General features: G+C 70.7%; 22 protein-coding genes and 2 pseudogenes. 12 read left to right on the forward strand and 12 right to left on the reverse strand.

Annotated features, from left to right (window positions below; all coding sequences use genetic code 11):
• Nucleotides 1–145: 145 nt before the first annotated feature.
• The 8 genes and pseudogenes from AB0A95_RS28095 to AB0A95_RS28130 form a co-directional block, all read right to left on the reverse strand.
• A complete protein-coding gene (locus AB0A95_RS28095; RefSeq protein WP_357558745.1) occupies nucleotides 146–919 on the reverse strand; it encodes a fumarylacetoacetate hydrolase family protein in 774 nt (257 codons plus the stop codon).
• Nucleotides 916–1,980 (reverse strand): 4-hydroxy-2-oxovalerate aldolase, encoded by a 1,065-nt coding sequence (gene dmpG, locus AB0A95_RS28100; protein WP_357558746.1) that lies wholly within the window; start codon nucleotides 1,978–1,980, stop codon nucleotides 916–918. The genes AB0A95_RS28095 and dmpG overlap by 4 nt, the downstream gene beginning before the upstream one ends.
• Nucleotides 1,977–2,906, reverse strand: a complete 930-nt coding sequence (locus AB0A95_RS28105; RefSeq protein WP_357558747.1) for an acetaldehyde dehydrogenase (acetylating) — start codon at nucleotides 2,904–2,906, stop codon at nucleotides 1,977–1,979. Before AB0A95_RS28105 ends, dmpG begins: the two co-directional genes overlap by 4 nt.
• Nucleotides 2,903–3,700, reverse strand: coding sequence for a fumarylacetoacetate hydrolase family protein (locus AB0A95_RS28110; RefSeq protein WP_357558748.1), 798 nt, complete (start codon nucleotides 3,698–3,700; stop codon nucleotides 2,903–2,905). The genes AB0A95_RS28105 and AB0A95_RS28110 overlap by 4 nt, the downstream gene beginning before the upstream one ends.
• A 20-nt stretch (nucleotides 3,701–3,720) precedes the next feature.
• Nucleotides 3,721–5,202 (reverse strand): 2-hydroxymuconic semialdehyde dehydrogenase, encoded by a 1,482-nt coding sequence (locus AB0A95_RS28115; RefSeq protein WP_357558791.1) that lies wholly within the window; start codon nucleotides 5,200–5,202, stop codon nucleotides 3,721–3,723.
• Between the two features lie 23 nt (nucleotides 5,203–5,225).
• Nucleotides 5,226–6,563: an NAD(P)/FAD-dependent oxidoreductase gene (locus AB0A95_RS28120; protein ID WP_357558749.1), complete on the reverse strand. Its 1,338-nt coding sequence runs from the start codon at nucleotides 6,561–6,563 to the stop codon at nucleotides 5,226–5,228.
• A 77-nt stretch (nucleotides 6,564–6,640) separates the two neighbouring features.
• Nucleotides 6,641–7,903: pseudogene (gene kynU, locus AB0A95_RS28125) on the reverse strand (kynureninase); the annotation flags it as partial.
• 14 nt (nucleotides 7,904–7,917) lie between these two features.
• Entirely contained in the window at nucleotides 7,918–8,820 is a 903-nt protein-coding gene (locus tag AB0A95_RS28130; protein WP_357558792.1) for a tryptophan 2,3-dioxygenase family protein, read from the reverse strand.
• A gap of 148 nt (nucleotides 8,821–8,968) precedes the next feature.
• Between AB0A95_RS28130 and AB0A95_RS28135 the strand changes: the two genes are divergently transcribed.
• The 5 genes from AB0A95_RS28135 (at nucleotide 8,969) to AB0A95_RS28155 (ending at nucleotide 11,513) form a co-directional block, all read left to right on the forward strand.
• Nucleotides 8,969–9,421 (forward strand): Lrp/AsnC family transcriptional regulator, encoded by a 453-nt coding sequence (locus tag AB0A95_RS28135; RefSeq protein ID WP_357079887.1) that lies wholly within the window; start codon nucleotides 8,969–8,971, stop codon nucleotides 9,419–9,421.
• A 140-nt stretch (nucleotides 9,422–9,561) separates the two neighbouring features.
• Complete coding sequence (locus AB0A95_RS28140) at nucleotides 9,562–10,086, forward strand: hypothetical protein (RefSeq protein WP_357558750.1); 525 nt, start codon at nucleotides 9,562–9,564, stop codon at nucleotides 10,084–10,086.
• A gap of 12 nt (nucleotides 10,087–10,098) precedes the next feature.
• The gene (locus tag AB0A95_RS28145) at nucleotides 10,099–10,938 is read left to right on the forward strand and encodes a class F sortase (RefSeq protein ID WP_357558751.1); all 840 of its coding nucleotides are present in this window, start codon (nucleotides 10,099–10,101) and stop codon (nucleotides 10,936–10,938) included.
• Nucleotides 10,939–10,983: 45 nt separating this feature from the next.
• Nucleotides 10,984–11,259 carry a type II toxin-antitoxin system prevent-host-death family antitoxin gene (locus tag AB0A95_RS28150; protein WP_357558752.1) on the forward strand — a complete coding sequence of 92 codons (276 nt, stop codon included), beginning with the start codon at nucleotides 10,984–10,986 and terminating at the stop codon, nucleotides 11,257–11,259.
• Nucleotides 11,256–11,513 carry a Txe/YoeB family addiction module toxin gene (locus tag AB0A95_RS28155; protein ID WP_357558753.1) on the forward strand — a complete coding sequence of 86 codons (258 nt, stop codon included), beginning with the start codon at nucleotides 11,256–11,258 and terminating at the stop codon, nucleotides 11,511–11,513. The genes AB0A95_RS28150 and AB0A95_RS28155 overlap by 4 nt, the downstream gene beginning before the upstream one ends.
• Nucleotides 11,514–11,565: 52 nt before the next feature.
• On the opposite strand, the gene AB0A95_RS28160 is transcribed toward AB0A95_RS28155, so the two are convergent.
• The 3 genes and pseudogenes from AB0A95_RS28160 to AB0A95_RS28170 form a co-directional block, all read right to left on the reverse strand.
• Nucleotides 11,566–11,976 (reverse strand): type II toxin-antitoxin system VapC family toxin, encoded by a 411-nt coding sequence (locus AB0A95_RS28160; RefSeq protein WP_357558754.1) that lies wholly within the window; start codon nucleotides 11,974–11,976, stop codon nucleotides 11,566–11,568.
• Complete coding sequence (locus tag AB0A95_RS28165; protein ID WP_357558755.1) at nucleotides 11,973–12,251, reverse strand: type II toxin-antitoxin system prevent-host-death family antitoxin; 279 nt, start codon at nucleotides 12,249–12,251, stop codon at nucleotides 11,973–11,975. The genes AB0A95_RS28160 and AB0A95_RS28165 overlap by 4 nt, the downstream gene beginning before the upstream one ends.
• Before the next feature lie 155 nt (nucleotides 12,252–12,406).
• Nucleotides 12,407–13,114 (reverse strand): annotated as a pseudogene (locus tag AB0A95_RS28170) (MerR family transcriptional regulator); the annotation flags it as partial.
• A gap of 55 nt (nucleotides 13,115–13,169) precedes the next feature.
• Here AB0A95_RS28170 and AB0A95_RS28175 point away from each other — a divergent pair.
• The 3 genes from AB0A95_RS28175 (at nucleotide 13,170) to AB0A95_RS28185 (ending at nucleotide 15,498) form a co-directional block, all read left to right on the forward strand.
• Nucleotides 13,170–14,756, forward strand: coding sequence for a DUF6194 family protein (locus AB0A95_RS28175; protein WP_357558756.1), 1,587 nt, complete (start codon nucleotides 13,170–13,172; stop codon nucleotides 14,754–14,756).
• Between the two features lie 86 nt (nucleotides 14,757–14,842).
• The gene (locus AB0A95_RS28180) at nucleotides 14,843–15,109 is read left to right on the forward strand and encodes a hypothetical protein (RefSeq protein ID WP_357079872.1); all 267 of its coding nucleotides are present in this window, start codon (nucleotides 14,843–14,845) and stop codon (nucleotides 15,107–15,109) included.
• The gene (locus tag AB0A95_RS28185; RefSeq protein ID WP_357558757.1) at nucleotides 15,106–15,498 is read left to right on the forward strand and encodes a PIN domain-containing protein; all 393 of its coding nucleotides are present in this window, start codon (nucleotides 15,106–15,108) and stop codon (nucleotides 15,496–15,498) included. The genes AB0A95_RS28180 and AB0A95_RS28185 overlap by 4 nt, the downstream gene beginning before the upstream one ends.
• 14 nt (nucleotides 15,499–15,512) lie before the next feature.
• Here the strand turns inward: AB0A95_RS28185 and AB0A95_RS28190 are convergent, their stop codons facing one another.
• Nucleotides 15,513–16,049: an HNH endonuclease gene (locus AB0A95_RS28190; RefSeq protein ID WP_030333470.1), complete on the reverse strand. Its 537-nt coding sequence runs from the start codon at nucleotides 16,047–16,049 to the stop codon at nucleotides 15,513–15,515.
• A gap of 433 nt (nucleotides 16,050–16,482) precedes the next feature.
• On the opposite strand from AB0A95_RS28190, the gene AB0A95_RS28195 reads away from it, so the two are divergent.
• From AB0A95_RS28195 to AB0A95_RS28210, 4 genes are all read left to right on the forward strand, one after another.
• A complete protein-coding gene (locus AB0A95_RS28195) occupies nucleotides 16,483–16,794 on the forward strand; it encodes an antibiotic biosynthesis monooxygenase (RefSeq protein ID WP_266248705.1) in 312 nt (103 codons plus the stop codon).
• Nucleotides 16,794–17,993: a helix-turn-helix domain-containing protein gene (locus AB0A95_RS28200; protein WP_357558758.1), complete on the forward strand. Its 1,200-nt coding sequence runs from the start codon at nucleotides 16,794–16,796 to the stop codon at nucleotides 17,991–17,993. Before AB0A95_RS28195 ends, AB0A95_RS28200 begins: the two co-directional genes overlap by 1 nt.
• A gap of 265 nt (nucleotides 17,994–18,258) precedes the next feature.
• The gene (locus AB0A95_RS28205) at nucleotides 18,259–18,519 is read left to right on the forward strand and encodes a hypothetical protein (protein ID WP_357558759.1); all 261 of its coding nucleotides are present in this window, start codon (nucleotides 18,259–18,261) and stop codon (nucleotides 18,517–18,519) included.
• A complete protein-coding gene (locus AB0A95_RS28210; protein WP_357558760.1) occupies nucleotides 18,516–18,800 on the forward strand; it encodes a flavin reductase in 285 nt (94 codons plus the stop codon). The genes AB0A95_RS28205 and AB0A95_RS28210 overlap by 4 nt, the downstream gene beginning before the upstream one ends.
• Nucleotides 18,801–18,825: the final 25 nt, after the last annotated feature.

Consider the following 18,825-nt stretch of genomic DNA (forward strand, 5'->3'; position numbering starts at 1 on the left):
TTTCCGCAGGCGCGCGTCCACCCGACCGGCGCAGGGATCAAGCCTGACCGCCCGGAGCCGGTCGGGCTGCCCGGAACCCCCACGGCGACGCCCACGGCGAGCCCAGGAACCCCCACGACCGCGCCCACGAGAACCCTCACGACGATCACGACGAACCCAGCAGAGACGCCATGCCCAGCTTCTCCACCACCGCACGGACGTGGGCACCGGGACGCAGCGGCACAGCCGCGGTCGCGGCACCGGCCAGGAAGACCCAGCCGGACTCCAGCCGCACCCCGTGCCGGCCGGCCAGCCGGATGCCCTCGTCGAGCGCCCGGCGCGGATCGCCGAGGATCGCCGCCGTCGAGCCGACCTGCGCCACCCGACCGTCGACCTCCAGCAGCACGCCCAGGTTGTCGAGGCCCGCCGGCACCGGCGACCACGGCCCGATCACGAACGCGGCGGCCGAGGTGTTGTCGGCGATCACGTCCGGCAACGAGAAACGGAAGTCCGCGTACCGGGAGTCGATCAGCTCGATGGCCGGGGCGACCGCGCGGACCGCGCTGGCGAAGTCGCCGATCGGCTCACCCGGCTCGGGCAGCCGGTCCAGCAGAAACGCCACCTCCGGCTCGACCCGGGGATGGATGTACGCGGCCGGGTCGACCACACCGCCGTCGGGCACCCGCATCGCGTTGGTCAGCCGCCCCCAGATCACCTCGTCCACACCGACCTGGGCCATCTTCGCCCGGCTGGTCAGCCCCATCTTCAGCCCCACCAGCCGCTCACCGCGGTCCAGCCGGCGCTGCACCAGCGCGGCCTGCACGCCGTACGCGGTGTCCACGTCGAGGCCGGTCTCGGCGGCGAGCTGCGGGATCGCGGTGGCCGTGTCGGCCGCCGCGCCCAGCTTGTCGGCGATCCCCGCGACGTCTGGTCCGATCATGACTGCTGCTCCTTGCCGGCCAGGTCGAGTGCCACGTCCACGATCATGTCCTCCTGGCCGCCGACCATCCGGCGCCGGCCCAGCTCGACCAGGATCGACCGGACGTCCACGCCGTACTTCGCGGAGGCCCGTTCGGCGTGCCGCAGGAAGCTGGAGTAGACCCCGGCGTACCCCAGGGAGAGCGTTTCCCGGTCCACCTGGACCGGCCGGTCCTGCAATGGGCGGACGATGTCGTCGGCGGCGTCCATCAGCGCGAACACGTCGCAGCCGTGCTTCCAGCCGTGCAGCTCGGCGACCGCCACGAAGACCTCCAGCGGCGCGTTGCCGGCGCCCGCGCCCATGCCGGCGAGGGAGGCGTCGACGCGGACGGTCCGGCCGTGGGGTGCGTCCGGGCCGACCGGCGCGGACCCGGTGACCCGGCCGTGTTCGACGGCGAGCACGCTGTTGGCCACCCCGAGGGACAGGTTGTGGTGCGCGTGGATGCCGATCTGCGTGTCCGGTGCCAGCACCTGCCGGTACGCGTCGACCCGCTGCGCCACGTCGGACATGAGCAGCCGGCCGCCGGAGTCGGTGACGTAGACGCAGTGCGCCCCGTACGACTCCATGAGCTTCGCCTGCCCGGCCAACCCGGCCGGGTCGTTCATGTGCGACATCATCAGGAACCCGGCCACGTCCATGCCGTTCTCCCGGGCCCAGGAGATGTGCTGGGCGGAGATGTCCGCCTCGGTGCAGTGGGTGGCGACGCGGACACTTGTCACCCCGAGCGCCTTCGCCGCCTTCAGGTCGGCGATGGTGCCGATGCCGGGCAGCAGCAGGGTGGTGAGCTTCGCCGTGGTGAGCACCTCGGCGGCGGCGGAGATCCACTCGGCGTCGCTGGCCGCGCCGTGGCCGTAGTTGACGCTGGACCCGGCGAGCCCGTCGCCGTGGGCCACCTCGATGGCGGCCACCCCGGCGGCGTCCAGCGCGGCGGCGATGGTGCGCACCTGCTCGACCGTGTACCGGTGGGCGATGGCGTGCATGCCGTCGCGCAGGGTGACGTCCTGGATGTAGAGATCGGTCATGGCGCGGCCACCTCCCGCAGGGCCACCAGCCGCTCGGCGGTACGCAGCGCGGCGGAGGTCATGATGTCCAGGTTGCCGGCGTACGCGGGCAGGTAGTGCCCGGCTCCGGAGACCTCCAGGAAGACCGACACCTGCAACGCGGTGAGCTGCCGCCCGAGCGTCGGCACGTACGCCCGCACCCTGTCGAACTGCACGTCCTGCTTGAGGCGGTAGCCGGGGACGTACTCCTGGACGGTCGCCACCATGTCGGCCACCGAGGCGGCGATGGCGGCGGTGTCGGCGTCGGCGTCCGGGCAGAGGCAGTAGACGGTGTCCCGCATCAGCAGCGGCGGGTCCGCCGGGTTCAGCACGATGATCGCCTTGCCCCGCTCCGCCCCGCCGACCACCTCGATAGCCCGCGCCGTGGTCTCGGTGAACTCGTCGATGTTGGCCCGGGTGCCCGGCCCGGCCGAGCGGGAGGCGATGGACGCGACGATCTCCCCGTACGCCACCGGGGTGACCCGGCGGACGGCGGCGACGATCGGCACTGTGGCCTGCCCACCGCAGGTCACCATGTTGACGTTGCGCTCGTGCAGGTGCTCGTCGAGGTTGACCGGCGGCACCACGTACGGGCCGAGCGCGGCCGGGGTCAGGTCGACAACGGTGCGGCAGTGGGCGCGCAGCACCTCGTCGTGGTGTCGGTGCGCGCCGGCCGAGGTGGCGTCGAAGACCAGCTCGACGTCGGCGAACTCGGGCATCGCGACAAGGCCGTCCACGCCGTCGGCGGTGGTGGCCACGCCGAGCCGGCGAGCGCGCGCCAGACCGTCGGAGGCCGGGTCGATGCCGGCCATCGCCACCATCCGCAGGCTGTCGCTCAGCCGGAGAACTTTGATCATCAGGTCGGTGCCGATGTTTCCCGATCCCAGCACCGCCACGCCGACGCTCACGCTGACTCCCCTCGGGTGAAGGCCGTGCGCACCGAGCCGAGGCCGGAGATCCGCGCCTCGTACGCGGCTCCCGGGGTGACCGCCACCATCGGGCCGAGCGCCCCGGAGAGCACCACGTCCCCGGCGCGCAACGGGTCACCGGCGCGGGCGAGCGTGTCGGCCAGCCAGTGCAGGGCGTGCAGCGGGTTGCCCAGGCAGGCCGCGCCCGCACCCACCGAGACCGGCTCACCGGCGTGCTCCAGCACCATCCCGCACAGTCGCAGGTCGACGTCGGCGAGTCGGCGCGGGGTGGTGCCGAGCACGAAGAGCCCACTGGAGGCGTTGTCCGCGATGGTGTCCACGATGGAGATGTCCCAGGCCGCGATCCGCGAGTCGACGATCTCGATGGCCGGCAGCACGTGGTCGACGGCGCGGATCAGGTCGACGGTGGTGAGCTGCGGGTCCGGCAGATCCTTGTCGAGCACGAACGCGATCTCCGCCTCGACCCGCGGTTGGAGCAGCCTGTCGATGGGCACCTCGACTCCGTCGCCGACAGCCATGGCGTCGGTCAGCATGCCGAAGTCGGGCTGGAACACCCCGAAGGTCTCCTGCACCGCCCGGGAGGTCAGCCCGATCTTCGCGCCGACCCGGCGTTCGCCGCGGCCCTGCCAGGCCCGCGCCTGGAGCTGCTGCACCCGGTACGCGGACTCGACGTCGCCCTCCGGCAGCAGCCGCCCCCGCAACGGCGGGCACGGTTTGCCGGTGCTGCGGGCGTCGGCCAGCTCCCGGTTGGCGGCCTCGATGTCAGCTTCCATGCCCGCTCCCTCGCCACGGCTCACGACAGGTCCACGCAGACGTTCGTCAGCTCGGAGTAGAAGTTCAACGAGTGCACGCCACCCTCCCGGCCGATGCCGGACGCCTTGACCCCGCCGAACGGGGTGCGCAGGTCACGCAGGAACCACGTGTTGACCCAGACGATGCCGGCGTCCAGCCGGGCACCGGCCCGGTGCGCGACGCCCACGTCCCGGGTCCACACTGTCGCGGCGAGGCCGTACTCGGTGCCGTTGGCCAGGGCGTACGCCTCGTCCTCGGTGTCGAACGGTGCCACGTGCACCACCGGGCCGAAGATCTCCTCCCGGTTGGTGCGGGCGTCCGGGCCCAGCCCGGTGAGCACTGTCGGCTGCACGTACGACCCGCCGTCGCGGGCGTCGCCGAAGGTGGGGGTGCCGCCGCCGGTCAACACCTCGGCGCCCTCGGCGCGGGCCAGCTCGTACGCGCCGAGCACCTTGGCCCGGTGCTGGTGCGAGATCAGCGGCATGGTGGCGGTGGCCTCGTCGGTCGGCCACCCGTACGCCAGCTCACCGGCCCGCTTCGCGAGCCGGGCGGTGAACTCCTCGAAGACCGGGCGCTGCACGTAGATGCGTTCGGTGCAGAGGCACACCTGCCCGCCGTTGGTGAAGCTGGACCGCATCGACCCGGCCACCGCGGCGTCCAGGTCGGCGTCGGCGAAGACCAGGCCGGCGTTCTTGCCGCCCAGCTCGAAGCTGACCGCCTTCACCCCGTCGGCGGCGGCCCGCATGATCGCGCCGCCGGTCGCCGACTCGCCGGTGAAGGTGATCGCGTCCACGCCCGGGTGCCGGGTGAGGAACTCGCCGGCCGAGTCCGGCCCGAACCCGTGCACCAGGTTGAACACCCCGGCCGGTACGCCGGCGGCGGCCATCACCTCGGCGAGCAGCGTCGCCGAGGCGGGCGTCTCCTCGCTGGGCTTCACCACTACCGCGTTGCCGCAGGCCAGGGCCGGGGCGACCTTCCAGGTGAGCAGCAGCAGCGGCAGGTTCCACGGCACGATGACCGCCACCACGCCGACCGGCTTGCGCAGCGCGTAGTTCAGCGCCCGGCCCCCGGTCGGGGTGACGGTGGTGAACGACTCGGTGGGGGCGGTCGCCACGATCTCCGCGAACGCCCGGAAGTTCGCCGCCCCGCGCGGGATGTCGAGCGTGCGGGCCTGGGCGATGGACTTGCCGGTGTCGGCGACCTCGGCGGTGACCAGGTCGTCGAAGCGGCGCTCCAACTCGTCGGCGACGCGGCGCAGCACCTCGGCGCGCTCGCGCTCCCCCATCCGGCCCCACGGCCCCCGCAGCGCGGCCCGCGCGGCGACCACCGCGTCGTCCACGGTGGACCGAGATGCCTCGACCACCTCGAAGACCTGTTCCCCGGTCACCGGGCTGGCCTTGGGAAACGTCGGCCCACCGTCGACGAACTCGCCGCCGACGAAGTTGCGCAACCGCTGCGGGCCGGCCGGCGCGCGGCCGGCCATCAGTCGCGGATCCCAGTTGCCGTTCACGCGCGCCTCCCTCGGCTCAGTGCCGCGCCGATCGCGCCGACCAGCAGCAGCGCGGCCCCGCCGGCGACAGCGCCGAGCACCAGGTGCTGCCGGCGCACCCGGCGGCGCACCTCCGCGTACGGGGTGGTGGAGAAGGACACCAGCTCGTACTGGGAAACGTACCGGCCGGGCAGGGCCCGTTCCAGTGCGTGCTCCACCCGCCGCCGGGTCTGGAAGACCGGGGAGGCCACCTTGTCCCGCATCTCCACGAAGTTGGTAAGCGCCATCGTGGCGATGGCCTCGGCGTTCTCCTGCCGGCGTCGCTGGAAGAGCGGCAACGCGGCCAACCAGTCGTCGGCGCACTCGTCCAGGCAGCGGTCCAGCTCGACCACGTCCTCGAAGGCGCAGTTGGCGCCCTGGCCGTAGAAGGGCACTATCGCGTGCGCCGCGTCGCCGAGCAGGCCGACCTTCCCGTAGACCTGCCACGGGGTGCAGCGAACAGTGCCGAGCACGCCCACCGGGTTGTGCTGGTAGTCGTCGACCAGGTTCGGTGCCAGCGGGACGACGTCCGGGTAGTGCCTGGCGAAGTGCTCCTCGATCGCCGCCGGTTCGGTCAGTGCCGCGAAGCTCCCGGCGCCCTCGTTCGGCCAGAACAGCGTGCAGGTGAAGGAGCGGTCCGGGTTGGGCAGGGCGATCATCATCGAGGTGCCGCGCGGCCAGATGTGCAGGGCATCCGGATCCAGCGCGAAGTCCCCGCCCAGCGGCGGGATCGTCAGCTCCTTGTAGCCGTAGTCGAGGAAGTCCACGCTCTCGTCCAGCAGCCCGTACGCGAGCAGTTGCCCGCGTACCGCCGAGCCGGCGCCGTCGGCGCCCAGCACGACCGACGCCTTGGCCGCGACCGGGCCCTGCGGGGTCTCGAAGCTCAGGGTTCCGTCGATCGGGTCGAGCCCGACCAGCCGGTGGTCGAAGACGACACGCACCCCGGGCAGCGCCGCGGCCTCGTCCAGCAGGGCGTTGTTCAGCGCTCCCCGGCTGATCGAGTTGATCGCCCGGTCGCCGGCCGCGCTGTACGACTGGAACTGCTGCTCCCCCTCGACCGGGTGGATCATCCGGCCGCGCATCGGCAACGCGTCGGTCAGCACCTGCTCGGCCAGGCCGATCCGGCGCAGCGCGTCCAGACCGCGCTCGGAGAGGGCCAGGTTGATCGAGCGACCGCGCTCGGCAGTGCCGGCACGCGGGTCGGACCGGCGCTCGTAGAGGGCCACCGGGTAGCCACGCCGGGCCAGGAAGCAGGCGGCCAGACAGCCGGCCAAACCGGCACCGATGATGGCGATCTCGTCGCGCCGCTTCGTCACGCTGAGCCGCCCTTCGTCCCCGACTGCGGGGCTCGCAACCCCGGCTCACTCCTCGCGCTCACAGAGGTCACCTTCCCCACCGTCGCCGCCAGCGCGGCGGCGGCCCGCCAGCAGTCGTGGTACGTGGAGTAGAGCGGCACCGGGGCGAACCGGACGACGTCCGGCTCCCGGGCGTCGGCGATCACGCCGTGCTCGTACCGCAGGCGTTTGGTCAGCTCGGCGGCGCTGCCGGCGCCGATGCGGACCGAGAGTTGGCAGCCCCGCCGGGCCGGGTCGCGCGGGGTGACCACCCGCAGCGGCCGGTCGGCGACGACCTCGTCGAGCAGCGACTCCAACCAGCCGGTGAGCCGCTGGCTGCGGGCACGCAGCGTGGTCATCCCCACCGCGTCGAACAGCTCCAGCGAGGTCCGCACCGGGCCCATCGCGAAGATCGGCGGGTTGGAGATCTGCCAGGCCTCTACTGTGGATGGTGGCCGGGACACCGGGGTCATCTCGAACCGGGTCGCCGACGCGGTGCTCCACCAGCCCTCGAAGCGGGGTAGGGTCTGGTCGCCGAGGTGCCGCTCGTGCACGAAGACACCGGCCAGGGCACCCGGACCCGAGTTCAGGTACTTGTAGGAACACCAGGCGGCGAAGTCGACGTCCCAGTCGTGCAGGGCCAGCGGCACGTTGCCGACCGCGTGGGCCAGGTCCCAGCCGACCACCGCGCCGGCGGCCCGCCCGGCGGCCGTGATCGCCGGGATGTCCAGCAGCTCGCCGGTGAGGTAGTTGACCCCGCCGAGCAGCACCAGCGCCACCCGGTCGCCCTCGGCGGCCAGGTAGTCGGTCACGTCCTCGGTGCGCAGGGCGTCCTCGCCGGGGCGCGGACGCAACCGGACCACCGTGTCGTCCGGGTCCAGGCCGTGGAACCGGGCCTGGCTGCGCACCGCGTAGCTGTCCGAGGGGAACGCGGCGTCCTCGATGACGATGCGGGTGCGCACGCCGGCCGGGCGGTAGAAGCTCACCATCAGCAGGTGCAGGTTGACGGTGAGGGAGTTCATCACCACGGTCTCCGTGGGCCGGCCGCCGACCAGTCGGGCCGCCGGCGCGGTCAACAGCTCGTGGTACGGCAGCCAGGGCCGTTGCGCCTCCAGGTGCCCCTCGACGCCGAGCCGCCCCCAGGCGTCCAGGTCGGCGAGGAGTTCGTCGCGGGTGGCCCGGGGTTGCAGGCCGAGCGAGTTGCCGGCGAGGTACGCCGCCTCGGGGTGGTCGCCGCCGTCGGCCGGTGGCACGTGGAACAGGTGCCGGTGGCCGGGGTCGGCCTCGTCGAGGCGGTGGGCTTCTTGTTCTGGGGTGTGCATGTCTCGCTCTCCGGTCACATCGCGGTCCGGGCCGACCACAGCTCCGGGAAGACCACCCGGGACATGCTGCGCTGCAACCACGCCAGCCCGGCGGAGCCGCCGCTGCCGACCTTGGCACCCATCGTCCGCTGCACCGCCTTGACGTGGTTCCAGCGCCAGTCGCCGAACTCCTCGGCGACGCCACTGAGGGCCTCGCCGAGCAGCCGCAGGTGGTTGTCCGGCCCGTGGTCGTCGTAGATCCGTACCCAGGCCGCCTCGACCAGCGGGTGCGGGTCGTGCTCGACTGCCACGTCCCGGGCGAGCAGGTCGGCGGGGAGATCGAAGCCGCGTCGCGCGAGCAGTGCGAGCACGTCGTCCCAGAGGCTCGGGGCGGCCAGCGCCGCGCTCAGCTCGGCGTGCACCTCGGCCTGCCGGCGGAACGGGCGGATCAGCGTCGGGTCGCGCAGCCCGAGCAGGAACTCCAACTGCCGGTACATGGCCGACTGGAAACCGGAGGCCTCGCCGAGCAGGTTGCGGAACCTGTTGAAGTCGGCCGGGCTCATCCAACGCAGCCCCTGCCAGGCGGCGTTGAGCCCCTCCAGGTGCAGCTTGGCGCGGCCCAGCGGGGCCAGCGCCTCCCAGACCTGGTCGGCGCGGATCAGCCGCTGGGTCTCCCGCAACTCGTGGCAGGTCAGCCCGAAGTACAGCTCCATGATCTGGCTGACCATCAGGAAGGACATCTCGCCCGGGTCGCTGCTGAGCGGATGCTGCATCTTGTGCAGGGCGCTGGCCTGCACGTACGCGTCGTACGGCACCATGTCGGCGAACTCCAGGGTCGGCTCGCCACCGGTGCGCGTCGCCTGCGCGGCACGCTGCCCGGGGGTCACCGGTTGCACCGTGGCACGGCGGTTCGGCGCCCGCCGTTCCGTCTGATCCACCATCTCGTCTCCCTCCCCCGGACTGGCCGACGTCATGATCTCGCGGTCGGATCGGCCTGCGGAATGCCGAATCAACGGCTCTCGCCGCCTTCTCCTGGCAAACCGAAGGCAACTAGGCGAATTTGGTTCACGAAAGTAAGGTCTGAGCGTGGACGACATGGACTGGGCGCTGCTGCGCGAGTTGCAGGCCGACGCGCGGCTCTCGTTCAGCGAGTTGTCCCGGCGGGTGCACCTGTCCCCACCGGCCGTCGCGGAGCGCGTTCGCCGGCTGGAGGAGGCCGGGGTCGTCACCGGCTACCACGCCCATGTCGACCTGACCCGAGCCGGCCGCACCGTGGTCGCGCTGATCCGGATGTCCTGCTACGGCGCGCGCTGCATCCTGCACGACCCGGCGGTGGCCGACTGGCCGGAGATCCTGGAGATCCACCGGATCACCGGCGACGCGTGCAGCATGCTGAAGGTGGCCGCCGGCTCGATCGGCGACTTCGAGGCGGTCATCGACCGGCTCGCCCCGTACGGCCAACCGTCGAGCACGATGGTCCTCTCCTCCCCGCTGGGCTGGCACCCCATCACCCCGCTGCCCTCCCCCCGGCGCGGCTGACCCGGGTTTGGCCCCGAGCCAGCGGGAAAGCAGCGCGTGCCCAGGGGACGCCCTTCCTTCCGTCCGGAGTGCCGCTGTGCGGCGCGGAAGCGGAATGAGGGGCGGAGGTTCCGGCGGTCGTCGCCGGTTGGGGGGAAATCATGCAGGCAATCCGCACGATCAACCGCGCGCTCTCGTCAGCACTGGCACTTGTCGCGCTGGTCGGGGCGTTCGTCCTGATGTCGGCCACGTCGGCGCGTGCCGGTGAGAACGTCTTCGTCGAGGTGGCGCCGAACAGCGTCCAGGCCGGCAGCCGGGTCAGCATCAAGGCGAGCTGCGACAACGACAACAACAACCGCAAGTCCAGCGTGCACTCCGACGCGTTCGGGCACGTGATGCTCAAGCCGGACAAGGGCTTCCTGACCGGGCAGGTCACCATCGCGCGGGACAAGCCGGCCGGCGACTACCCGGTGGACCTGCGTTGCGACAACGGCCAGACGTCGTCGACCACGCTGACCGTGCTGAACATGGCCTCACCGAGCAAGGGACCGGCGACCGGAGGTGGCGGAACGGCGGGCGGTCGCGGCACCGGCTCACTGTTGGTGCTCGGCGGGGTGGCACTTGTCGCCACGGCTGTCGCGCTCGGGATGGCCGGTGGCCGACGCCGGAGTGGAGCCGGCTCCTGAGCCGGGTGACCCATGACCCGCAGATCCGCGCGTACGCGGTCGGAGCACCGCGCCCGCCTCCGGGCCGGTGCGGCGCTACGCGCCTCCGTCCGCCTGCTGGTCCGCGTCTCCGGCCGGCTGGGTCGGGCCGCCGGGCAGGCCGGGTCGGCAAGTGTCGCCACACCGGATCCGGCCGCCGGCGCGCTGCCACCGAGCCGCCCGACCGGCTCGCGGTCGTTCCGACCCCGTTTCGGTACGGGCCCGGGGCTGCCGGTGCTGGCCATCGCCGCGGTGATGGTGCTGATCGTGGCGATGCTCGGTGTCGAGCAGGTGACCGGCATGAGCCTGCTGCCGGACCGGCTCAGCGCCGGGTTCCGACCGCCGCCGAAGAAGTTTCCGGTGTTGGCGGCGAGCCCTCCGACAAGCCTCGCCATTGACAAGATCGACGTGCGGGCGCCGGTGCACGGGGTGGGCATCGCCCCGGACGGCACGATCGCCGTGCCGGACGCGGCCCGCGCCCAGGAGGCCGGCTGGTACGACCAGGGGCCCACCCCCGGCCAGTACGGCCCGGCGGTGATCGTCGGGCACGTCGACACCACAAGTGGGCCGGCGGTCTTCCACCAGCTCCGGGAGCTGCGCGACGGTGACCGGATCGAGGTCAGCCGCACCGACGGCAGCGTGGCGGTCTTCGAGGTGAACTCGGTGGAGAAGTTCGACAAGGGGCGTCTGCCGGTGGACGAGGTGTACGGCGACTTCAGCCGCCCGAGCCTTCGGCTGATCACCTGCGGCGGCCAGTGGGTCGGCGGCGAGACCGGCTACTCGGACAACGTGGTGGTGTTCGCCTCGTTGGTCAAGGCGCGTGACGGTGGCTGAGACGCCACCTGAGGTACAGTTTTCTGTACCTACATGGAGGTGATCATGCGGACCGTGAACTTCACCCAGCTTCGACAGAACCTGGCCGCCGAACTCGACAGCGTCATCAACGACGCGGAGGAGGTGGTGGTGACCCGATCAGGCCACGAGCCGGTGGTCATCGTGCCGCTCGCGGAGTACGAAGCGATGAAGGAGACCGAGTACCTCCTGCGTAACCCGAGCAACGCCGCAGCCCTGCGCCGCTCGATCGCCGAGCTGGAGGCAGGTAACGCGGCCGAACGCGACCTGGTCGACCCGAGCACCCTCCGGGACGTCGCGTGAGGCTGGTCTTCACCGCGACGGCGTGGAGCCAGTACCTCAGTCACACCGACCGCAAGTTGGTCAAGCGCATCAATGACCTCATCGCGGACGTGATGCGCAACGAATACGAGGGCATCGGCAAGCCAGAGCCCCTCCGGGGCGAGTTGTCCGGCTTCTGGTCCCGCCGGATCGACCGCGAACATCGACTGGTGTACCGGGTCAGCAAGGACGACGTCGAGATCATCGCCTGTCGCTACCACTACGGCGACAGGTAGCAGGTTGGTCAAGGCGCGTTCAGGGTGAGGGCGGGCAGATCGGAACTACGGGTCAGTTCTGGCCTGGGCTTGCCACGGGCAACCCGGCGGCCTTCGCGCAGTCGAGCAGCCGCCGGTCGTAACTGACGAATGCGATGAGCGCCGTTCCGGACTCGCTTGCCAGAACCTGAGCCGTGGCAAGGTGGATGGCGTCGAGACTGCGTAGCGCCGGGTCCGCGAAGGCCGCGGCGGTGGCACGGACAGTGCCATCGATCTCCAACCGGAAGAGCCGTCCGACAGCCGCCGGCACTCCGATCAACGCTTGCGGCGCTGACCGGCGCAATGCCCTGGGCACCTCGACCTCGACGAGAGCGGAGGAGACCAGCGGGACGTCGCCCTGCGCGTTAAGCCAGGAGACAAGGTCAGCGCTGCACGCCTCCTGCCGAACCAATTTCACGACGGCGGCGGAGTCTAGATAGATCACCAGCGCTCCTCGTCTCGCAGTTCGGCGAGAGCGGCAGCCACGTCCACGTGCTCGGCACCGAGCTTTGGCGGAAGCGGGACGGGGCCGCTCCCGGTCGGCGCGACGGCCCGCCCCGCCGCCACCAGCTTGGCCAGCACCGATCTGTCGTCACTGACCGGGACCAGTCGGGCGATCGGATGCCCGCGATCGGTGATCTCGACCGTCTCGCCACCACTCACCCGAGCCAGCACCTGACTCGTGTTCTGGTTCAGCTCCCGGACCCCGATACGCTCCATGAACCCAGTGTAGAACGAAATGTTCTACACTGCACGAACTTGCCGTCACGTATCGAATGTGGCGGCCAACGGGTCGGCGGCGAGACCGGCTACGCGGACAATGTGGTGGTCTTCGCCTCGCTGGTCAAGGCCCGCCCAGGCGACTGGCCAGCGTCGATGTAGTCGGCGAGCCGGGCGGCCCCGGTGAGCATCGCCCGGCCGCGCTCGGTGAGCCGCTGCCGCCACCCACCCAGCGACGCGGCGAGTGCTTCGGTGCCGCCCGCGCCGCGTACCTGACCCAGCACTCCGGCGATGTGGTCGAGCCGGTATCCGCCACGGCGCAACAGGTGGGCCAACTCGGCGTCGCGGACGTCGTCCGGGAGGTAGACCCGGTAGTGCGTCACCGGATCGCGCGCCGGCCGCAGCACCCCGGCCCGTTCCCACTTGCGCAGGGTGGCCGGCCGTAGACCGAGCCGGTGGGCCAGCACGCTGATCGGCACGGCTTTCTGGCTCTGCGGATGCGGTCTCGGCGCGCCGAGCGCCGCCACCGCCGACTCGACCGCGTCCAGGGTCTCCCGGTCGCGCTGGAGCAGGGCATGCCCCTCATCGATGGTGCGCAACGCCGTGTCGATCTCACCCCGGTTGACGGCCCGCATGATCTCGCCGCTGGCCGCGTGGCCGTGGCCCGGGATCAAAGCGAGGTACGCGCTCAACGCCCTGGCGTGCGTCTCGGTGAACCGGCGGTAGCCGTTCGGTGTGCGGCGGGCCGGCGGCAGGACGCCGTCTCGTTCGTAGTTGCGGATGGCCTGCGCGGAGAGATCGTGGGCGCGCGCGAGGTCGACCGGGCGGCGTACCCCCGGGTTTGAGGGTTGTCTGGCTGTCACCCGTGCTCCGTCGCTCCCAAGCTTCAACCGGCGGTTCAACGATACGGTTTATGGAATGCCAGCTTTTCTCGACCTGCTCGCGGCTTCCCCGGACCTGCTCGCGCTCGGCGAGCCGACGCACGGCGAGTCCGCCTTCCTACAACTGCGCAACGACGCCTTCCTGTCGCTGGCGGAGCACGGCTACCGGTCGATCGCCCTGGAGAGCGACAGGGCGGCCGGGCTGATCGCCGACGAGTTCACGCAGGGTGCTGCCGTGCCCCTCGACCGGGCGCTCTCCGAGGGGTTCAGCCACGGGTTCGGCACCGCGCCGGCCAACCGCGACCTCCTGCTGCGGATGCGGGAGTGGAACGCGCGACGGCCGGCCGCGCAACGCCTGACGTTCCACGGCTTCGACGCACCCCTGGAACTCGCCAACGCCCCGAGCCCTCGGCGTCACCTCACCCGGGTCTGCGACTTCCTCGGCCTAAACCGAGCCGCCGAGATCGACGACCTGGTCGGGGACGAGGCGCGGTGGAGTGACACGGCCGCGATCTGGCAGCCGGGCCGGTCGGTGGGGCGCTCGACCGACGCCGGAAGACTGCGGGTGCTCGCCGACGACCTCCTGACCGAGTTGTACCTGCGGGCGCCCGGGAAGTCCGCGGGCTGGCCGGCGGCGTTGGTGCACGCGACGTCCGCGCTCGCCCTGCTGCGCTACCACGCCGCGGCGGCCGCCCCACTGGCGCAGGAGGAGCGCTTCGTCCGCCTGGCCGCGGTCCGGGACGCGCTGATGGCCGAGAACCTGCTCGCGATCCGGTCCGCCGAGGCGCACCGCGGGCCCACGCTTGTCTTCGCGCACAACACGCACCTCCAGCGTCACCCGGGCACGATGACGCTGGCCGGTGCCGAGGTGTCGTGGGCCGGCGCCGGCGCGATCGTCGCGTCGCTGCTCGGCGATCGGTACGCGGTGATCGTCGGCAGCCTGGGCGCGAGCCCGGCGCTCGGCATCGGGGTGCCCGCCGCGTCGACCTACGAGGGCAGACTCCAGCAGGAGACCGACCTCCCCCGGTACGTGCCGACGTCCGACATCGGGCCGGCCGAGCAGCGGACGCACGACTACCGCTACTTCCCGCTGGACCGGGCCACCGTCGAACACGCCGACGCGGTCCTGCACGTCCCGACCGGCGTCGACGCGGCAGTGCTCGCCGATCGGATCGTCGCGCTGCCCGGCGTCGAGCAGGTCGTGGCGGGTGCGGAGAACGGGTCACCCGAGGCGGCCTGGGGCGACCGGTTCTTCTTCGTCGGCCCGGACCGCCGGCAGCCGTTCGCCACAATCGTCGAGCACGACGTGCCTGGCTTCGACGAGGCCGCCCAGTTGGACCGCCCCGGTGTCTTCCGCCTCAACCTGGACCTGGGTCGGGAGGAGTTCGAGCGACGCTTCGGCTTCCCGCCGAGGGCGTTCGACGACCACCGGGACGAGTTCGACTTCGCCCGGCTCGACACCCTCACGCCGCACCCGGGCTACGCGCTCCACGGCTTCGCCAGCATCGTCATGCCCGGCCCGCACCTGCTGCCCGAGATCGACAGGCTGTTGGCGGTCGCACACGCTCGGGCAGTCGACCGCCACGAACGGGCCGCGCGCCGGGCGACCGACCAGCGGGGCTGACCACACGACGGTCGCCACCCAGGGAGAGCCCTCCACTGGATCCGCGTCGTCGACAATCGATCGCCATATCGTTGTATGGTCCCTGTATGGCGGTTAAGAAGGTCACGGTCACCCTCCCCGAGGAGTTGGTGGCGGCGCTTGGCGCGGCGGCCCGCGAGGACGGCGTTCCGCTGTCCCGGCTGGTCGCCAGCGCGGCGGAGAGTGAACTCCGGCGGCGGGTCGGGCGGCGCCTGGTCGCAGACTGGCAGGCCGAGCACGGCGCGTTCACCCTTGAGGAGATCGCCGCGGCGCGGGCCGAGATGGCCGCGGCCGACGCCCAGGCACTCAGCGGGCCAGGTCAGGCTGCGGCGTGAGCATCCCCTACGTCTATGACGCCGGGGTGCTGCTCGCGATCGAAGACAATGATCGGCGGATGTGGGCGATCCACCACCTGGCCCTGGAAGAAGGGCGGCGACTGTTGATCCCGTCCGTCGTCGTCAGCCAGGCATGGCGTGATCCTCGCCGCCAGGTTCAGCTCGGCCGGCTCCTGCACAGCTGCGAGATCGTTCCGGTCAGCGTCGAGTTGGCAAAGGCGGCAGGCGTTCTTTGTGGCAAGTCCGGCACGCGTGACGTCGTCGACGCCACTGTGGTCACCGTCGCTCTTGCCTGCGGCGCGATCGTCTTCACAAGTGATCCCGAGGACATCGCGCACCTGTCGTCAGCATCGGACGTCAAACCCGGGCTCGTCATCCGCCGCCTCTGACCGTGCCGTTCGGGTCAGGCGGCGGCTTCCGGCTCCCGCAGGTCCAGCCAGTCGGCCCAGCGCGGGTCGGGGGCGCGGTGCCCGAGCACCCGCCAGGCGGTGCCCTTCGGTGCGGCGGGCAGCGCGTGCAACCGCCACCCCATCTCCGCCGGCGTCTTGTCGCCCTTGGTGTGGTTGCACCTGGCGCACGCGGCGACCACGTTCTCCCAGGCGTGCCGGCCACCCCGGCTGCGGGGAAAGACATGGTCGATGGTCTCGGCCGGGCCCCGGCAGTAGGCGCACCGCCACCCGTCCCGGGCGAAGATCGCCCGCCGGGACAGCCCGACGTGCGTGCGATACGGCACGCGGACGAAGCGGGTCAGCCGGACCACGGACGGCACCGGAAGCGCGTCGCGGGCGCTGTGCAGGATGCCGTCACCATCGGCGACGCAGACCGCCTTGGCGGAGAGAACGAGGATCGCGGCGCGACGCACCGACACGACACACAGCGGCTCGTAGGTGGCGTTGAGGACCAACGCGCCGGAGCCCACCGTGGGTCGTATGTCAGGCATCGCGATCACCCTCCCGGTTCAGCGGCTGCTGCGGACCGCCGCCGACCGGGGCCGGGCACGCCGGCCCACACGGTCGACGCCGAGCCGATCACCGACGTCCGTTGCGCCAATAGTCCCTGATCGGACCCCGGATTGCACGCACTAATCCCTCATGGGGTATGAGGATCATGCGCATCCGGGCGGATCGCCGTCCTGGCCTGGGCGAACTCTGCCGTTGCCTGACAGTGGTTGACAGCCCTTTCCGGTCGCAGGTGTGCCGGATCCGTGCCCGGTGATCTTCGGCCCCAACCCCCTGCTGCGCCCTAAGCCATCCCGGAGTGCCTGAGGCCCCGCCGGAGGAAAATCCGTAATAGAGTACGGGTGGCCGGACATGAGTACGGCTCGAGTTGCGTACATGAGTCGTAACTCTTAGCTCCAATCAGGAGGTGGTTGCATGTTCGCGCTAGTGGTGCGATTCGACCTGAAAGACGACGAGAGCGCACAGGCGTTTGACGCTCTTGTGGCTGAAACCGGGGCCGGAATCCGTGCCCACGAGCCAGGGACTCTGATCTACGCCACGCACTCTGTCGAGGGTGCACCGCTCGCTCGGGTCTTTTATGAGTGCTACGCGGACCGAGAGGCATTCGATGCGCATGAGCGGCAGCCTCATGTGATTCGATTCCTCAAAGAGCGCGAGCTGTATACGCAGGACGTACGGGTTGAGTTCTTGAAAGTTGGACCCAGTAAGGGCGTCGAGTCAAGTTGATGGCTGACCGCAGCAATGAGCAGGGCCGACTCATAGCCACACGTCGGCAGAAGCGCGGGCTTTCTCAACGTGAGTTCGCCGAGATGATCGGGCGATCCGAGGCTTGGCTGTCACAGGTCGAGCGCGGGGTCCGCTCGATCGACCGCGTCTCCATCCTGGAGCGGATCTCGGGTGCCCTCGGCATCCCAATGGCCGAACTTTCTCCTGGTACTACTGACGCGGAGAGCGTCGAGGTTCCCTCGGCGGCAGCCGAGCTACGTTCGGTGCTGAGCACCAGTTACGTCATGGCCGCGATCCTGGGCAAGGATCGAGAGCTTCCCCTCCCGGACACAACCGATCGGGCCAGTCACTGCTGGACGCTGGTTCACGCTGCCCAATACGAGGAGCTGGCCGAACTGCTGCGGGGCCTCCTGCCAGACCTGGAGAGAGCAACACGATCCACGAAGGGCGGGGCACGAAAGGCGTATCTTGCCGAGCTTGCCTCGGTGTATCACGCTCTTTCGGCAGCACTGTCGAAGCTTGGCCAGCACGAAGCGGCCTGGGTCGCAACCGATCGCGCACTGCTTGTTTCCGAACAGGTCGGCGACCCGCTACTGGTTGCCGCCGGGACATTCCGCCTTGCCCTGGTCTTCCAGGGCGCTCGGCAGTTCGATCAGGTCATCAGTGCCGCGTCGTCGTCTGCCGCAGCACTTGAACCCGAGGTGTCGGCAACCAACCCGGCGGCGGCCTCCTTGTTCGGCGCGCTGAATCTTCAACTGGCCGTGGCCTCGGCCCGGATGGGTGACGACCAGGGGGCTCACCGGTACCTGGGAGTAGCCCGAGAGGCTGCCCAGCTCTTAGGGGGCAACCGCAACGACTACGAAACTGAGTTCGGCCCCACGAACGTTCAGCTGCATGAGGTTGCGGTGGCAGTCGAACTCGGCGATGCGGGTTCCGCCCTTCGCGCTGCGGAGCGGATCGATCCGTCCGGCCTATCGGTTGAGCGGCAAGCTCGGCTTCTCATCGACGTGGCACGCGCCTGGACTCAGCGCCGAAGGGTATCCGAGGCGGTTGATGCGCTTGAGCAGGCCGAAGCGCTCACTCCGGAGCAGGTCAAGGGACATCCGATAGTCGAGACAACGGTCTCTGACCTAGTCCGGATGGACCCCACACCCTCTGACCGGCTGACTGCCCTGGCCCGCCGGGTCGGAGTGGCCTAGCCTGCCGCACCGCTAGCCGTACTGCCACGAAGGGCGTCCCACAGCGGGGCGCCCTTCTTCGTTAATCCACAACGGAAGACGATCAGTACTGAAGTACTAGACACGTATTTTTGTACTGGTTAAGATGATCCCATCGAATACGGGCAGTCGCTCAAGGTGCGCGAGCCCCTGGTTGAGTCGGGGATCGAGTCACGCCCCGCCCCTGCTGGGGGCTCCGCCCCGGCAGGGGCGGGTGCTCAACCGGACCCGATCCCCGGAGGTTGCAGTGGAACCAGAAGCCGAGCTTGAGCACCTTCACGAACGGGTGCGCGACCTGGAGACAACACTTCGGCTGTCCCGGCGGCAGTTGTTCGACGCGCGCAGTCGCTTGGCCGCCATCGCACGGATCACGGACGACCTGGAGCGGGCGACCCGGGCACCGGGGGTGGTCTTCGGGTCGGTGAACTCGGTCATCAACAACCAGCACCCTCCATCGCGCCGGCTGAGCCGCTGGTCGCCGGTCAGATATCGGGGGGTTCAGCGGTGAGCCGCCAAAGGCACGGCCCGGTCCGGCCCTTCTGGTTCTGCGCCAACTGCGTGCACCCCTGGCCGTGCGAGAGGGCCAAAGCCGAGCTGGTGGCCGAATACTCCGACGCGCCGAGGTTGCTCGGGGTCGACATGGCGGATTGCCTGACCGAGGCGGGCCGGGACCTGGCCGAGCTGTACTGGACCACACCGGACCCCGTCGAGATGTACGCCCGTTTTCTGGGCTGGGTGAAGCGGGCCATCGCCACCAGCCCACCCCGGGACGCGGGTCACTTCGGCTGATTCTGAGCCTCGAGCCCCTGGCCGC

The organism is Micromonospora sp. NPDC049230 (genome assembly GCF_040647875.1).
Lineage (GTDB): Bacteria > Actinomycetota > Actinomycetes > Mycobacteriales > Micromonosporaceae > Micromonospora.

What these genes read in the sequence shown, in the direction of transcription:
- AB0A95_RS28095 (WP_357558745.1), bottom strand. Translation starts at nt 919, where the DNA reads ATGATCGGACCAGACGTCGCGGGGATCGCCGACAAGCTGGGCGCGGCG.
- dmpG (WP_357558746.1), bottom strand. Translation starts at nt 1,980, where the DNA reads ATGACCGATCTCTACATCCAGGACGTCACCCTGCGCGACGGCATGCAC.
- AB0A95_RS28110 (WP_357558748.1), bottom strand. Translation starts at nt 3,700, where the DNA reads ATGGAAGCTGACATCGAGGCCGCCAACCGGGAGCTGGCCGACGCCCGC.
- AB0A95_RS28115 (WP_357558791.1), bottom strand. Translation starts at nt 5,202, where the DNA reads ATGGCCGGCCGCGCGCCGGCCGGCCCGCAGCGGTTGCGCAACTTCGTC.
- AB0A95_RS28140 (WP_357558750.1), top strand. Translation starts at nt 9,562, where the DNA reads ATGCAGGCAATCCGCACGATCAACCGCGCGCTCTCGTCAGCACTGGCA.
- AB0A95_RS28145 (WP_357558751.1), top strand. Translation starts at nt 10,099, where the DNA reads ATGACCCGCAGATCCGCGCGTACGCGGTCGGAGCACCGCGCCCGCCTC.
- AB0A95_RS28150 (WP_357558752.1), top strand. Translation starts at nt 10,984, where the DNA reads ATGCGGACCGTGAACTTCACCCAGCTTCGACAGAACCTGGCCGCCGAA.
- AB0A95_RS28165 (WP_357558755.1), bottom strand. Translation starts at nt 12,251, where the DNA reads ATGGAGCGTATCGGGGTCCGGGAGCTGAACCAGAACACGAGTCAGGTG.
- AB0A95_RS28175 (WP_357558756.1), top strand. Translation starts at nt 13,170, where the DNA reads ATGCCAGCTTTTCTCGACCTGCTCGCGGCTTCCCCGGACCTGCTCGCG.
- AB0A95_RS28180 (WP_357079872.1), top strand. Translation starts at nt 14,843, where the DNA reads ATGGCGGTTAAGAAGGTCACGGTCACCCTCCCCGAGGAGTTGGTGGCG.
- AB0A95_RS28190 (WP_030333470.1), bottom strand. Translation starts at nt 16,049, where the DNA reads ATGCCTGACATACGACCCACGGTGGGCTCCGGCGCGTTGGTCCTCAAC.
- AB0A95_RS28195 (WP_266248705.1), top strand. Translation starts at nt 16,483, where the DNA reads ATGTTCGCGCTAGTGGTGCGATTCGACCTGAAAGACGACGAGAGCGCA.
- AB0A95_RS28200 (WP_357558758.1), top strand. Translation starts at nt 16,794, where the DNA reads ATGGCTGACCGCAGCAATGAGCAGGGCCGACTCATAGCCACACGTCGG.